13 protein-coding genes are annotated in these 14,538 nt (G+C 74.9%); 6 read left to right on the top strand and 7 right to left on the bottom strand.

Going from position 1 to position 14,538, the window contains the following annotated elements:
* Positions 1 to 6: 6 nt before the first annotated feature.
* From ACA514_RS29050 to ACA514_RS29025, 6 genes are all read right to left on the bottom strand, one after another.
* Positions 7 to 930: a type II secretion system F family protein gene (locus tag ACA514_RS29050; RefSeq protein ID WP_375044427.1), complete on the bottom strand. Its 924-nt coding sequence runs from the start codon at positions 928 to 930 to the stop codon at positions 7 to 9.
* Positions 927 to 2,255 (bottom strand): CpaF family protein, encoded by a 1,329-nt coding sequence (locus ACA514_RS29045; protein ID WP_375044426.1) that lies wholly within the window; start codon positions 2,253 to 2,255, stop codon positions 927 to 929. The genes ACA514_RS29050 and ACA514_RS29045 overlap by 4 nt, the downstream gene beginning before the upstream one ends.
* A gap of 24 nt (positions 2,256 to 2,279) precedes the next feature.
* The gene (locus ACA514_RS29040; protein WP_375044425.1) at positions 2,280 to 2,672 is read right to left on the bottom strand and encodes a TadE/TadG family type IV pilus assembly protein; all 393 of its coding nucleotides are present in this window, start codon (positions 2,670 to 2,672) and stop codon (positions 2,280 to 2,282) included.
* 4 nt (positions 2,673 to 2,676) lie between these two features.
* Complete coding sequence (locus ACA514_RS29035; RefSeq protein ID WP_375044424.1) at positions 2,677 to 4,242, bottom strand: CpaE family protein; 1,566 nt, start codon at positions 4,240 to 4,242, stop codon at positions 2,677 to 2,679.
* Positions 4,239 to 4,955 carry a Flp pilus assembly protein CpaB gene (cpaB, locus tag ACA514_RS29030; RefSeq protein ID WP_375044423.1) on the bottom strand — a complete coding sequence of 239 codons (717 nt, stop codon included), beginning with the start codon at positions 4,953 to 4,955 and terminating at the stop codon, positions 4,239 to 4,241. The genes ACA514_RS29035 and cpaB overlap by 4 nt, the downstream gene beginning before the upstream one ends.
* Before the next feature lie 74 nt (positions 4,956 to 5,029).
* Entirely contained in the window at positions 5,030 to 5,986 is a 957-nt protein-coding gene (locus tag ACA514_RS29025) for a hypothetical protein (protein ID WP_375044422.1), read from the bottom strand.
* A 553-nt stretch (positions 5,987 to 6,539) separates the two neighbouring features.
* On the opposite strand from ACA514_RS29025, the gene ACA514_RS29020 reads away from it, so the two are divergent.
* From ACA514_RS29020 to ACA514_RS29000, 5 genes are all read left to right on the top strand, one after another.
* Complete coding sequence (locus ACA514_RS29020; RefSeq protein WP_375044421.1) at positions 6,540 to 7,025, top strand: DUF4282 domain-containing protein; 486 nt, start codon at positions 6,540 to 6,542, stop codon at positions 7,023 to 7,025.
* Positions 7,026 to 7,036: 11 nt separating this feature from the next.
* A complete protein-coding gene (locus ACA514_RS29015) occupies positions 7,037 to 9,412 on the top strand; it encodes a protein kinase (protein ID WP_375044420.1) in 2,376 nt (791 codons plus the stop codon).
* The gene (locus tag ACA514_RS29010) at positions 9,409 to 10,542 is read left to right on the top strand and encodes a response regulator receiver protein (RefSeq protein WP_375044419.1); all 1,134 of its coding nucleotides are present in this window, start codon (positions 9,409 to 9,411) and stop codon (positions 10,540 to 10,542) included. The genes ACA514_RS29015 and ACA514_RS29010 overlap by 4 nt, the downstream gene beginning before the upstream one ends.
* Before the next feature lie 93 nt (positions 10,543 to 10,635).
* A complete protein-coding gene (locus ACA514_RS29005) occupies positions 10,636 to 12,549 on the top strand; it encodes an AAA family ATPase (RefSeq protein ID WP_375044418.1) in 1,914 nt (637 codons plus the stop codon).
* Positions 12,501 to 13,292 carry a 4Fe-4S single cluster domain-containing protein gene (locus ACA514_RS29000; RefSeq protein WP_375044417.1) on the top strand — a complete coding sequence of 264 codons (792 nt, stop codon included), beginning with the start codon at positions 12,501 to 12,503 and terminating at the stop codon, positions 13,290 to 13,292. The genes ACA514_RS29005 and ACA514_RS29000 overlap by 49 nt, the downstream gene beginning before the upstream one ends.
* Here the strand turns inward: ACA514_RS29000 and ACA514_RS28995 are convergent.
* Positions 13,196 to 14,011, bottom strand: coding sequence for a hypothetical protein (locus ACA514_RS28995; protein WP_375044585.1), 816 nt, complete (start codon positions 14,009 to 14,011; stop codon positions 13,196 to 13,198). The genes ACA514_RS29000 and ACA514_RS28995 overlap by 97 nt on opposite strands.
* On the opposite strand from ACA514_RS28995, the gene ACA514_RS28990 reads away from it, so the two are divergent.
* Positions 13,997 to 14,482, top strand: coding sequence for an FHA domain-containing protein (locus tag ACA514_RS28990; RefSeq protein ID WP_375044584.1), 486 nt, complete (start codon positions 13,997 to 13,999; stop codon positions 14,480 to 14,482). The genes ACA514_RS28995 and ACA514_RS28990 overlap by 15 nt on opposite strands.
* The last annotated feature ends 56 nt before the right edge of the window (positions 14,483 to 14,538 follow it).

Here is a 14,538-nt window from a genome sequence, read left to right as displayed (position 1 = left end):
GTCACCTCACACGTCGATCCGGGTGATCCGGCGGATGACCACCAGGCTGGTCGCGAACAGCCCGGCGCCGGCCGCCAGCATGAGCTGGCCGGTGAGATGCGTGCTCATCTCGTGCAGCGCGCCCGGCTCGATCTGGTTGATCATGGCGATGCCGGCCACCCCGAGGATCCCGACCGCCCAGTTCGACACGACCGCCTGGCCGAGGATCGTGCGCACCTCGCGGCGGATCTCCTTGCGGTCCTCCAGCGTGGCGGCGATGCTGCGCAGCGCGGTGACCAGCGACCCGCCCGACCGCGCCGACACCAGCAGCGTGCTGACCAGCACGCCGAGCTCGCGGGACGGCAGCCGGGCGGCCAGGTCGCCGAGCACCCCCTCCAGCGACTCGCCGAGCCGCAGCCCGTCGGCGGCGCGGCGCAGCTCGGTGCGGGCGGGGTCGTCCAGCTCGTCGGCGGCCAGCGCGATCGCGGTGCGCAGCGACAGCCCGGCCTGCGCCGCGTTCGACAGCACCCGCGCCAGCTCGGGCAGCTGCGCGACGAACTCCTCCCGGCGCCGCTCCTCGCGCCTGCGCAGGTAGGCGAAGAACACGAACCCGACCGCGACGGCGGCGGCGACGCCGAACACCGGCCCGAGCAGCCGGCCGATCAGCGCGATCGCGGCGAGGCCGGCCGCGACGATCGAGAGCAGGAAGGTGGAGACGCGCACCGCCAGGCCGGCCGCGGCGATCCGGCGGGCCAGCAGCCGGCCGAGCTCGGTGCCGCGCAGCCGCCGGTCCAGCCGGACGAGCGGCCCGCCGGGCGGCGGCTCCCCGTCCAGCCGGGACCGGGCCGCGATGCCGCGGCGCGTCTCGCGGCCCGCCGCCAGCTCCCCGACGCCCCACACGGCCAGGACCGCCGTGACCGCCATCAGCAGCAGGATGACCGGCAGGCTCATCGGCCCTCCCCCTCCGCGACCTCCGCGGTCTCCACGCCGAACGCCGGCGGGACGCCCTCGCCGGCGTGGAAGAGCCGGGTGGCCAGCACGCCGGGCAGCGGGCGGTGCCGGAACTCGCCGCGCACCGCCCGGTCCGGCCCGATCGGCAGCGCGTCGAACGTCATGATCGGCTTCAGCCGGAGCCGCTCCCCGCGCCGCGTCGCCACCGCCGCGACCGCCACGATGCGGCGCGAGCCGTCCGGGCCCCGGCCGAGGTGCACGATCACGTCGACGGCACTGTCGATCTGGTCGCGGATCGTGTCGAACGGCAGCCGGACGTCGCTCATGCTCGCCAGCGTCTGCAGCCGGTGCACCGCGTCCTCGGTGGAGTTGGCGTGCACCGTCACCATCGACCCCTCGTGGCCGGTGTTCATCGCCTGGAGCATGTCGAGGGTCTCGCCGCCGCGGACCTCGCCGACGATGATCCGGTCCGGGCGCATCCGCAGCGCGTTGCGGACCAGGTCGCGGATCGTGATCCGGCCCTTGTCCTCGATGTTCGGCGGGCGCGACTCCAGCGGCACCACGTGCTCCTGCCGCAGCCGCAGCTCCGCCGAGTCCTCGATGGTGACGATCCGCTCGCCGTCGGGGATGAACGCCGACAGCGCGTTCAGCATCGTCGTCTTGCCCGTCCCGGTGCCGCCCGAGATGACCAGGTTCAGCCGGGCCCGGACGAACGCCGCCAGCAGCAGCCCGGTCGGGGCGTCCAGGCTGCCCCGGCCCGCCAGCTCCTCGATCGTGTACGAGCGGGGGAACCGGCGGATCGTCAGCACCGGCCCCACCAGCGACAGCGGCGGGATGATCACGTTGACCCGCTCGCCGCCGGGCAGCCGCGCGTCCACCATCGGGCTCGACTCGTCCACCCGGCGGTTCACCTGCGCGACGATCCGGTCGATCGTCTGGTAGAGCTGGTCCTCGCTGGCGAACGCGGTGTCGACGCGCTCCACCCGGCCCTCCCGCTCCACGAACACGTGGTCGGGGCCGTTCACCATGATCTCGGTGACGGTCTCGTCGGCCAGCAGCGGCTCCAGCACGCCGAGCCCGAGCGCCTCGTCCACCACCCGGCGGATCAGCGCGGCCCGCTCCCCCGGCGACAGCACCGGCCCCTCGCGGCCGACGATGTGCCCGGTCACCTTCTCCAGCCGGGCGCGCCGCTGCGCCAGCCCGAGCAGCGCCAGCTCGTCGAGGTTCACCTCCTCCAGCAGCCGGCGGCGCCAGTGCGACACCCCGAAGCGGCCGGCGGCGGTGCCGTTCAGCCGCCCGTCCTCCAGGCGGTCCCTCAGTCCCATCGGCTCACCCGTTCGGCCCCTCGCTCATCCGGTCGGCATCGTCACGGTGCGGGTCACGGTGTAGTCCAGCGGGACGCCGCGCCACAGCAGCGGCACCCTCGCCCGGACGGTGCACGAGACCCCGTCGTCGCCCGCGTCCGCGCCGCGCAGCGTCCGGTCGTTCAGCCAGCCCGGCAGCGCCGCGCCCGCCGCCGGTACGCACGCCGACGCGTCCTGGCTCATGGCCGCCACCCGGGCGCCGGTCCGCGCCGCGTTCTCCACGCGCTCGACCGTCACGGACGCCATCAGCGCCTCGAAGCAGACCAGCACGACCGCCAGCACGATCGGCAGCAGCGTGGCGAACTCGACGGAGGCGGTCCCGCGGTCGGCGCCGGGGCCGGCGGCGGGACGGGCGGCGGGGGCTGCGGCGTCGGCCATGTCCTCACCCGCCCTCCGCGTCCTCGTGCACGATGCGGGCGCGGGTGGTCAGGCCGAACGTCGACGACCAGCCCGGCAGGACGGCCGGGACGTCGATCGTCACCTTCGCGTACCCGTCTTCGACACCGAGGTGCAGCACGTCCTCGCCGCCCCACGGGCCCGACACCCGCGCCACGGCCCGGCGCCGCACCTCCTGCCTCGCCTCCGGCGTGCCGTAGCCGACGACGGCCACCGCCCGCGCCGCCTCGTCCGCCGCGTGGCTCGCGTACATCGAGGTCAGCCCGGTCAGCACCGCCTGCCAGCAGAGCAGCAGCACCAGCCCGACCAGCGGGACGGTCGCCGCGAAGTCCACCGACGCCGCGCCCCGGTCGCGCCCGCCCGCCGGCTCCGCCGGCTCGTCCAGCAGGCCCGTCTCCCGCACCAGCCCGCTGATCGCCTTGCGGAAGTCCGAGCTCCGCACGGCCTCCGGCGCGCCGGTGTTCGAGGCGTCCTCCAGCGCCCGGTACGCCGCCGGGACCGTCGTCCGGAGCAGCTCCACCCCGACGATCTTCGCGGCCAGGTCCGGCTGGACCTCGTTGCGGCGGTCGTGCCGGTTCAGCAGGACGGCGACGTCCTCCTCCTTGCGGATCCGCAGCCGCCCCCACATCCGCACCAGCCGCTTCGCGCCGCGCAGCGCGGGCAGGTCCGGGGTCGCCGCGACCACCACCCGGTCGGCCAGCTCCACCGCCATCGCGCTCGCCTCCGACAGCTGGGCGCCGCAGTCGACGATCACCACCTGGTAGCGGGCCCGCAACGCGGTGAGGATCTGCCGGGCGGCGCGGGCCGGGACGTCCTCGGCCCGCTCCCCCTCCGCCGGCGCGGGCAGCAGGTGCACGCCGAGGCGGTGCACGAACAGCGCCTCGGCGAGGGTCGGGCCGTCCAGGTCGTCGGCCGCCCCGACCAGGTCGGCGATGCTGCGCCGGTGCACGACGTCCAGGTAGCCGGCGGCGTCGCCCTTCTGCAGGTCCAGGTCCACCAGGCACACGCCGCGCCCCGCCGTCGCCGCCGCCACGGCCAGATGCACCGCGACGGTCGTCGCACCCGTCCCGCCCTTGGCGCCGCAGACCGCCAGCACCGTCCCGACGCGGCCCGGCAGCGGGCCCTGCTCGGACGAGTCGAAGTGCCGGCGCATCGTCCGCGCCCACTCCGCCGCCGCCTCCACCCGGCTCTGCAGCTCCGACAGCGTCGGCTCGGTGGAGATCACGCCGCGCGCGCCCGCCGCCATCGCCGCGCCGAACGTCTCCGCCGTCGCCTCCTCCGCGATCAGCACCACCGGCAGGTGCGGATGCCGGACGCCCAGCTCGCGGATCAGGTCGAGCGCCGGCAGCGGCCCGAGCGCCTGGTGCAGCAGCACCACGTCCAGGCCGGGGACGCCCGCCGCCGCGCCCACCACGTCCGCGGCGCCGGTCTCCACCCCGGCGACCTCCACCGCGCCGAGCTCCCGGAACTGCGCGTTCAGCAGGTCCGCCAGGTCCCGGTCGGCGGTGGCCAGCAGCACCTTGACGGGCCGGCCGTCCACGGGGCCGTTCACCGGGCGGCCGGCATGTCGCAGATGGCGCCGAGCTTGCGCACCGGGTCGCTCGCCGCGTCGGACTGGTCGCCGCCGATCAGCGCGAGCCGCACGTGGCTCGCGAAGGCCTCGGCATAGGTCAGCTTCACGCTGTCGTCCGCCGCCAGCGCGAACGTGATCGGGACGACCGTGTTCACGTCCTGGGCGTTCGCGGCCGACCGCTGCCGGGTCGTCCGGCCGACCTGGATCACCTGCGCGCGGCGGATGATCCGGGACGCGCAGGACTTCTGGTCGCGCTGCGACTGCTGCTGGAACGTCGCGTAGATGTCGACGACCATCCCGGGTTTCACCTTGCCCGCGACACCGGTCTCCGCGTCGATCATGATGGCGATCTCGCGCTGCCCCGGCTGCAGCAGCGGCGCGTCGATCAGCATGCCCCGCTGCAGGTACGCGCCCGCGACCAGCGCGGCCGGCGCGACCTTGCCCGCCACGGACGCCGGGTCGGTGAGCATCGTGTCCGGCGACCACTTCACCGGCATCTCGACGCGCTCGACCATGCCCGGGTCCAGCCGCCCGTACGCCGGGACGGCGACCTTCAGCCGCAGCACCTGCCGCTTCTCGCCGACCTCGGCCCGCACCGAGCCGACATAGCCGAGGACCGACACGAACACCGCCACGGCGCCCACCGCCGCGAGGATCATGAGCAGCACGCCGCGGCGCTGTCGGGGGTTCATGGGACTCCGTTCGATCGCGACGGGGACGGGGGTTCGGGGGCACGGCGGTCAGAGGGGCACGGCGGAGCCCCCGGTCACGGCGGCGCGGTGACCAGCCGCGCCGGCGGCGCGGACGCACTCGCGTCCGCCCGTGGAGACGCCGGCGCCCGCCCCGGCCCCGGCCCCGCCTCGCCGGGGGCAGGCGGCGCGGCGGCGGGCGGCGGCGTCCGGACGGGCTGGACCATCGCGCAGAACGGGCAGACCGGCGACCCGACCGGCGTCCCGCACCAGGGGCACGGCTCGCACTCCGCCGCCCGCACCACCGACTGCAGGACGCCGCTGTCCCCGCTGAACGCGACGAACTCGACGTACCGCTTCGCGCGCCAGTACTCGGCGCCGAGCGGCTGGTCGCCGACCGCCGCCACCGACACCGCGCCGAGCGCCGGCCCCAGCCGGTCGCGGACCCAGGCGCCGTCCCCGCCGTGCTCCGCCGCCAGCACGACCACCGGCGGGCTCGGCGCGTACCCGGCCGGCGGCGCGGCGTCCCCCGCCACCCGGTGCACCGCCTGGTGCGGGGCGGCGGTGACCAGGAATTCACTGCCCGGCAGGTACGAGGCGAGGTGGTCGCCGAAACCCGTCCGGACGTGCTCCAGCCGGGTGACGCTGTTCACCCGGGCCCCGGCGACCATCAGGCCGGCGAGCCGCGGCGCGACGGTGGCCAGCGTCCCCGGCTCGACGTACGGGGCCAGGAACGCCAGCTGGTCCGCCACCAGCGACAGTGCCAGCGGCGGAAGGTCGAGCGGGACGATCGCCAGGCGGCGGGTGCCCAGCGACGCGCGCGCGAACCGCAGCAGCCGGCCCGCCGCGTCCGGCCGCCACGACGGGTAGAGGGCGAGCACCGCCGGACTCGCGGCCAGCGCGCTCTCGATGCGGCCGGTGAACTCCAGCCCCTCGTCCGTCAGCGGCGCGAACCCGGCCGGCGACCGCTCCGCCACGGCGCCGCGGATGACGCCCAGGCTGGGAACGTCGTCGACAAGCATGACCAGCGTCACGCGGGGTCCCGGTCGGTCACGTGCCTCACCACACCCTCCACCGGACCGCCCGGACGGCCCGGCACCGCGCCGCGCCGCGCCACGGACGGATTTGCGGCGCCCGCGGGCCACGATAACCCTCGAAATCCATCTCGATCAAGAATTGGTACAGCCAATCAGACGAACTCGCGAGAAGTTACCCGACACCCACCCGAAGAGATCCCGAGAACGGTCGCAGGCCAGGTGAACTTTTCTCGCACAATGATCAAATACAAGGGAAATCCGCAGGTAGACCGGGCCCCATAAGCCCCTGGCCCCAAAAGTCGAACGTCGACATAGGCCCACGGACCCATGCTCTCGCCGAATGGACTCGAATACACTGGCCCGCTCGATGCCGACCCGTTTCGAGGCATTCCCGTCACGACCCGTGCCGCCGTTATTCCGCAGCGTGCCCGGCGGGCGCTCCCGCGAGAACCGCGGTACGCCCGGTGAGCCGCGCCTCCCGTTCCGGCCGGACGCCCCGATCAGGCTCTAGAGTCTTCCCATAGGCGGCCCCAGACTGGAGACGACGGCGATGACGCACCCATCGGACCCCGGCCACTCACCGCGCCCACCGGCGCCCGGCCAGCCCGGCCCGGCCGCCGGACCCTACGGCCCGCCGCCGCAGCAGCCCGGGCCCGTCCCCGGCCCCCGTCCCGGTTACGGCACCGGCCCCTACGAGCAGCCGCAGAGCTGGCAGCCGCCGCCGCGCGACCCGCGCGAGAAAGGCCTGCTCGGCGCCCTGTTCGACACGAACTTCAACAATCTGGTCACACCGAAGCTCATCAAGGTCTTCTACATCCTGTCGCTGCTGCTGGTCAGCCTGTCCGCCCTGATCGTCGTGGTGATCGGCATATGGGTCATGGGGCTGCGCAATGGCTGGCTGCTCGGCCTCATCATCATCTGCGCATCGCCCGTGGTCTGGTTCTTCCAGGCGATGCTGGCCCGCATCTTCATGGAGGCGATGGTCGTCCGCTTCAAAGAGGTCGAGTATCTGCGGGCCATCAAGGACAAGGACTAGACGGGGCTGCGGTGGGCGAGTTCGACGCGACCGGATCCGCCGGCGACGGTCCCCGCGACACGCGGCGCGACGCGGGGGCGACCCGGCGGGATCCGCGGGTGCCCGGTCCGCGGCCGCCGGCGGGGTCCGGCCCCGGGGCGACGCGGCGCGACGCGGAGGCGGCGCCCGGCGATCCGCTGATGCGGCTGCCGGCGGCGCTGGCGGAGCGGTACCGGGCGGTCGCGGAGCTGCCCGTGCAGGGGGCGGAGTCGGATCTGCTCCTGGTGCGGGACGAGCAGGGCGAGCGGTTCGTGGTGAAGGTGTTCCGCCGCGGCTACCACGCCGACCGGGACGTGTGGGAGAAGCTGCCCGCGCTGGATTCGCCGCACGTGCTCCGCATCCTGGAGACGGGCCATGCGGACGGCCGTGACTACGAGGTCGCGGCGTACGCCCCCGACGGGAACCTGCGCGCGCTGATCGACGGCCCGCTGCCGGAGGAGACCGTGACGGCGGTAGCGGCGCAGCTGGCGGACGGGCTGGCCGCGCTGCACCGGGCCGGCATCGTGCACCGGGACCTGAAGCCGGAGAACGTGCTGGTCCTGGACCGGGAGCCGCTGCGGCTGGCGATCGCGGACTTCGGGCTGAGCAGGGTGCTCGACGCGAGCGTGGTGTTCGCCTCGTCGTCGCGAACGCTGGCCTACGCGGCGCCGGAGTCGCTGTCGGGGCAGGTGTCGCCGGCCCGCGACTGGTGGTCGCTCGGAATGATCGTCCGGGAGTGCGCGACGGGCCGGGCGCCGTTCCAGGGGCTGAGCGAGACCGTGGTGGTCGATCACCTGGCGACGCGTCCGGTGAGCGCGGACGACGTGCCGGACACGCGGCTGCGCCTGCTGTGCCAGGGCCTGCTGACCCGCGATCCGCGGCGCAGGTGGACCGGCGAGCAGGTCTCCGCGTGGCTGGACGGCGGGTCCCCGGAGGTCGCGGAGGAGGCGCCGCCGACCGGCGCCGGTCTCCCGTTCCGCGGTGACCGCTACACCAGGCGCGACGCGCTGGCGCGCGCGCTGGTGGAGAACTGGGATCACGCCGCGCAGTACTTCTTCGGGCGCGGGGAGTCCGGTGAGGCGTGGCGGAGCCTGCGGGACTGGCTCGCGGACGTGCCCGACGACAGCCGCATCGACCTCGTCGACGGCCACCTCGCGACGGCCCTGGCACCGGACGTGAAGCTGCTGCATCTCGTCCTGTGGCTGGATCCGGCGCTGCCTCCGCACTATCTCGGCCGCAGGACGTCCGCCGAGGACCTGCCCGCGCTGGCCGCGCTCGCCGCCGATCCCCGGCATCCCGATCATCCGGTGGCCTGCCGGATCGGCCGGGACCTGTGGGAGCACGGGCTGCTGCGCGTGCTCGCAGGGTTCGCGGGCGGCGAGGGCCTGGCCGGGGCCGACGCCCAGTGGCGCGCGCACGTGGCGGCGTGGAACGACCTGGCGCGGTGGCTGCGCGGGCAGGACGCGACGCCGGCCGGGCTGGCGGCGCGGCTGCCGGACGCGGAGGCCGAGAACCCGCCGGCCGTGCTGCTGGCGCTGCTCGCGCTCGCGGCGCGCCCGGCGGAGACGCACCGGTCGCTCGCCGAGGGGGCGGTGCGGGCCCGGCGGGCCGTCCCGGAGCCGGTGCCGTGGTTCACGTGGATGGCGGACGGGGCCGGCGACGATCCGCTGCGGCTGCTCGCCGTCACCCGCGCGCTGCCGGAGGCGGTCGTGGAGGCGGAGGCGCGGGCGCGCGACCGGCACGCGGCGGCGCAGCGCTCCGAGGCCCTGCGGACGCAGTGGGCCGAGCGCGAGCGGCAACGCCTCGCGGGACGCAACGCGGCGATGGCGCGGGCGGTCGTGTGGACGCTGCCGATCCTGGCGATCTGGCTGGCGGTCAGCTGGGTCGTCGGCAGCCTGTTCGGCGGCGGGGGCAAGGAGAACGGGACGACGTCGGTCGGGCTCCACGCCTCGTCAGGCGGCGTCCCCTTCGCCGCGCTGGCCGTGCTGTCGTTCATCGCGTGGGGCGTGCAATGCGGCGCCGAGGTGATGCTGGCGCGCGCGCAGGGCGGCGACTACCTCTCCTACGGGCCGTGGTCGCTGATATCGAAGGTGCTTGGCGCGGGCGGCCGGGGGCTGTCCAAGGCGTCGCGGACGATGTCGGGCGCCGCGCGGCGCAACGACCGGCGCGGCTGCGGGTTCCTGCTCCTCGCCGCGACGGTGCCGTTGCTGCTCCTGCTCCTGCTGGCGGCGGCGCTGACGTCGATCGCGAGCGTGCTGTGGGTGCTGGTGATGGTCGCCGGAGCGGTCGCGCACGCGGTGGCGGCCGGGGTCCGGCTGCAGCGCTGGCAGCGGGACCGCACGATCCACCCGGGAGGGACCCCCACATGAGCAGCGGCGTCGAGGCCGACATCGTGCTGGACGCGGCGGTCGTGCTGACCCTGGGCATGAGCCGGGTCCTCGGGCGCGGCGGCGACGCGGCGGGACGCGGCGCGCAGGCGCTGGCGGCGCTCGCCGCCGGGCGAGCGGAGGCGCGGGAGGCCGCGCTCGCCGAGGTCCGGACGCAGGAGCGGGCGCTGCGGGAGGTCGTGGAGCGCAACGCGCGCATCGCGGCGCTCGCCGAGACCCGCGCGAAGATCGGCGCGGACGCGGCGCTGCCGCCGCGGCTGGTACCCGGCGAGGAGTCCGCCGAGGAGCTGGCCGCCTGGTGCGCCGCGACCGACCCGCTGCTGGACGAGGCGGAGCGGCGCCTGTCGGAGCATCTCGCCGCGCAGGTCACGGCGCAGGTCTTCGCCGCCCCGGCGGAAGGGCTCCGCGCCGACACCGGCGCACCGCCGCCGCGGCGCGACGCCGACGGCGACGCCGAGGCGCAGCGGACCCTGGAAAGGATCATGGCGAGGCTGCTGCCGGACGCCGCCGAGGACGAGCGCCGCGCGGTCGCCGAGGCGGCCCGGCTGCTGGCCGCCGCGGGCACCGCCGAGGAGGCGGAGGGCGTCCTGCACGAGGTCCGGCTGCGGATCCGGGACGCCAACCGGCGCACCGAGGAGCTCCGGGAGGAAGCGCGCCGCCGCGCGGCCGAGCGGGAGGCCGCCGAGCAGGCCGAGGCGGAGCGCCGGTACGTCCTCGACTCGATCACGGCCGCGTTCGAGGACCTGGGCTACGAGGTCCAGCAGGGTTTCGAGACGCTGACGGCCGGGGACGGCTCGGTGGTGCTGACCAAGGGCGCCTGGCCCGACCACAGCGTGCGGATGCGGGTCGACGACGCCGCGCACGTCCGGGCGTCGATGATGCGGGACCGTCCCGCCGCGAGCGAGGACGACCGGCGCGTCGACGTCGAGCGGGAGCGGGAGTGGTGCGAGGCGTTCGAGGCCGCGCGGGCCCGGCTGGCGGCAGGCGGGATCCGCTCCGAGGTGTCCTGGCGGCTGGAGCCCGGCGTGCGGGAACTGCCGGTGAGCGCCGCGTCACGGCAGACTGGGGGGCGTGCAGGCCAACGCGAACGCCGCCGCGAGCGTCCCAGTTGACGTGTCCTTTCCAGGGGCCCGTGAGCGCGGATGCCGGCTCCGGGCGTGTCGGGGGCCGTCCCCTTTCGGGCAGAGCGGAGTGGAGCGAGCCAGATGAGCATTGATTCGCCGACCCTCGGCGGCCGGCTGCAGGGCTGGCCGCCGTTCATCCGCGAACTCGACGCGACGCTGTCGGTGCACTCCCAGTACGTCCTGTCGGGGAACCTGTACGACAGCTTCCTCGCGCCGCCGACGGCGAGCGGCGCGCCGGCGCGGCTGCTGCCGCTGCGCTCGCTGCTGTGGGAGACGCTGCACGCCAGCGGCGCGTCCTTCATGGTGGTGTACGACCCGGTGGACGGCCTCGAGATCGTCCCGCCGCCGGGCGACGAGGCCGGCGACGAGGCCGAGCGCGCCGCCGAGCGGGTGCTCGGCAAGATCAAGGACGAGCGGCCGTCGCTGGAGGCGCTGACCCGGCACCTGGCCGCGGTGGCCCGGCCGCAGGAGAACGTGCGCGCCGCGTTCGTGATCGACTCGGCGTCCCGGATCGCCCGCACCCCGACCGAGATGGAGCCCGCCGAGCGGGACTTCTTCCGGTTCTGCGCGAAGCTGTCGCGCACCGCGCGGCCCGTCCGGGGCGGCGCGGCGCGGCCGAAGCCGCTCTACAACCCGGTCGTGTGGCTGGTGGAGCGGCCCGGCGACCTGCCGTCCTGGCTGACCGCCGACAACGAGGCGGTCCGCGAGATCACCATCCCGCGCCCGCACCTCGGCGACCGGCAGGAGACCGCGCGGCTGCTGGCCCGCGCGTTCGGCGTCAGCGACGTCGGCTCGGACGAGACGGCCGCGGCGGCGTGCGACTCGTTCGCCGAGCAGGCCGACGGGCTGACGCTCCAGTCGATGATCGAGGTGACCCGGCTGGCGAAGGAGCGCAACGTCGACCTCGCCGACCTGCCGGACGCCGTGCGCACCTACAAGCTCGGCGTGCTGGACAACCCGTGGAGCCGCGGGCACCTGCGGCGCCGCGTGCTGGAGGGCGAGAAGCGCGTCCCGGAGCGGGTGATCGGGCAGCCGCAGGCCGTCACCAAGACGCTCGACATCCTCAAGCGCGCCGTGCTCGGGCTGTCCGGCGCGCAGGCGACCCGGTCCGGGAGCCGGCCGCGCGGCGTGCTGTTCTTCGCCGGCCCGACCGGCACCGGCAAGACCGAGCTGGCCAAGGCGATCACCGAGCTGGTGTTCGGGGACGAGTCGGCCTACCTGCGCTTCGACATGAGCGAGTTCTCCGGCGAGGGCTCCGGCGACCGGCTGATCGGGTCGCCGCCCGGGTACGTGGGGCACGAGGCGGGCGGCGAGCTGACCAACGCCGTCCGGGAGGACCCGTTCCGGGTGATCCTGTTCGACGAGATCGAGAAGGCGCACCCGCGGATCCTGGACAAGTTCCTGCAGATCCTGGAGGACGGCCGGCTCACCGACGGGCGCGGCAACACGGTGCACTTCTCCGAGTCGATCCTGATCTTCACCTCGAACCTCGGGATGTTCGTGCCGGGCCGGGAGCCGGGCATGCTGGAGGCCGTCCCGGTCCTCGCCGGGGACCGGGTGCGCAACATCACACCCGGGATGTCCTACTTCGAGGTCGAGCAGCGGATCAAGGACGCGGTCGCCGCGCACTTCACCGAGGTGCTGAACCGGCCGGAGCTGCTCAACCGGTTCGGCGACAACATCGTGGTGTTCGACTTCATCTCCGGCGACGCCGCGCACAAGATCTTCGACCTGCAGTTCGCGAACATCTGCAAGCGGGTCGCCGACGAGCACCGGCTCATGCTGACGGTGAAGGACGACGCGCTGCTGACGCTGCGCGAGTGGTGCACCGCCGAGCTGGACAAGGGCGGCCGCGGCATCGGCATGGCGCTGGAGTCGCACTTCGTCAACCCGCTGGCGCGCGCGCTGTTCGACCGGGAGCTGATCCCCGACGAACGGATCACCGTGTGGGGGATCCGGCGCGAGGGCGGCATCGTCCATCTGGACATCCAGTGACCGCCGACGCCCCCGCCCCGCCCCCCGAGGGGGCTCCCGCGCTGCTGCTCGCCAAGGCGCACTATCCGGTGACCACACTCGGCCCCGGCACCCGCGCGGGCATCTGGACGCAGGGCTGCACACTGCACTGCAACGGCTGCCTCTCGCGCGACACCTGGGACGCGGACCCGGCCAGGGCCGTGCCGGTCGAGGCCGTTCTCGGCTGGCTGGAGTCGCTTCCGGGACCGCTGCACGGGGTGACGATCTCCGGCGGGGAGCCGTTCCAGCAGCCCGCCGCCCTCGCCGCCCTGCTGCGGGGGATCGGCGCATGGCGCGACTCCCGGCGTGAGACGATGCCATTGGACATATTGGTGTACAGCGGATATGTCTACTCACGGCTTTCGCGGGTCCGGGGGTCGCGCGAGATCCTCGGCCTCTGCGATGCCGTGATGGCGGGGCCGTACGTCGACCGCCTCAACCCGAGGGGGCGACACCCGGAAGACGGCTCTCTACTCTGGAGGGGGTCGGCGAACCAGCGCGTCGTCCCGCTCTCCCCTCTGGGGCGGGAGCGGTACGGGGCACCGGCCGGCATCGGTAAGACTAGGGAACACGCAGGGCCCCGAGTACAGGTGTCCGTGGACGAAGGGCCGGAGGGAAGGCGGGTGTACTACATCGGGATCCCGCGAAGGGGTGACATGGAGCACCTCACGTCGAGGCTCGAACGCGCCGGGGTGCGCTCGGGGGATGTGTCATGGCGACCTTGAACTGTCCTGTCTGTGACGAGCCGTACCAGCAGGGCGATCTGCTCTGCCTGAGCTGCGGCGCCAATCTGGCGCGCCCGGGGGGCGGCCACCGGGCCGGTCCCGGCGGCTACGACCAGGGCCCGCCCCAGCACGGTGCCCCTCAGCACGGCGCTCCTCAGCACGGTGGCCCCCCGCCGCAGCACGGCCAGCCGTACCAGCAGCCGCCCCAGCACGACTACCAGCAGCCACCGCAGCACGACGCTCCGCAGTACGGCGCTCCCCAGCACGGGGCGCCCCAGCACGGTGCCCCTCAGCACGGCGCTCCCCAGCACGGCGGTCCCCCGCCGCAGCACGGCGCGCCGCCGCAGGACCAGTGGGGCCCGCCGCCGCAGCAGCCGGACGCGTGGGGCCCGCCGCAGCAGCAGCAACCGGACCAGTGGAGCCCGCCGCCCACGCCGCAGCAGCAGCCTCCGCAGCCGCAGCACGGCGCCCCGCAGCACGGGCAGCCGCCGCAGCAGCAGGACCCCTGGTCGATGCCGCCGCCGCAGCAGCAGCAACCGCAGCAGCAGCAGCAGCCGGACCAGTGGGGCGCGCCGCCGCAGCACCAGCCGCCGCCCGACCAGTACCGGCAGCCCGAGCAGCAGCCGTACCCGCCGGCGGACCAGTACATGCCGCAGCCCGGGCCGGGCGACCACCAGTACGGCCCGCCGCCACAGCAGCCGCCGATGCCGCCGCCGCACGGGCGGGAGGCGACGCTGCTGCCGCCGGACCAGCAGCGAGGCCACCAGCACCCGCAGCAGCCCGACAGCACGGCGTTCATGTGCCCGTACTGCGAGGCGGTGCTCAGCAACCCGGGCGCCGCGCAGTGCGACTCGTGCCTGCGCCCGCTGCCGCAGAAGGGCACGCCCGTCCTGCGGATGCAGTTCCCGACCGGGGAGCTGAAGGTCTCCGTCGGGCAGCACCTGGTGCTCGGCCGCGACGCCGGCCAGTCGCCGGTGGCCGCCACGTTCACGCAGTACGACAACGTGTCGCGGCGCCACTCCACGGTCTGGCTCGACCCGTCCGGGACGGCGTGGGTCCGCGACGAGGGCTCCACCAACGGGACGTTCGTCAACGGCGAGCGCCTCCCGCGCGGCGTGGAGGCCCCGCTGCGCGACGGCGACCAGCTCCGCCTGGCCGCCGACGTGACCGGCACCGTCCAGCTCGCCTAGCACGACCGAAAGCGGCGGCCCCCCGGTTCCTGGAACCGGGGGGCCGCCTCTTTTCG

Source organism: Actinomadura sp. NTSP31, assembly GCF_041951385.1.
In the GTDB taxonomy this organism is placed as follows: domain Bacteria; phylum Actinomycetota; class Actinomycetes; order Streptosporangiales; family Streptosporangiaceae; genus Spirillospora; species Spirillospora napierensis.
The sequence above is the reverse complement of the archived record's forward strand: the minus strand, read 5'-3'. Positions and strand labels throughout refer to the sequence as shown.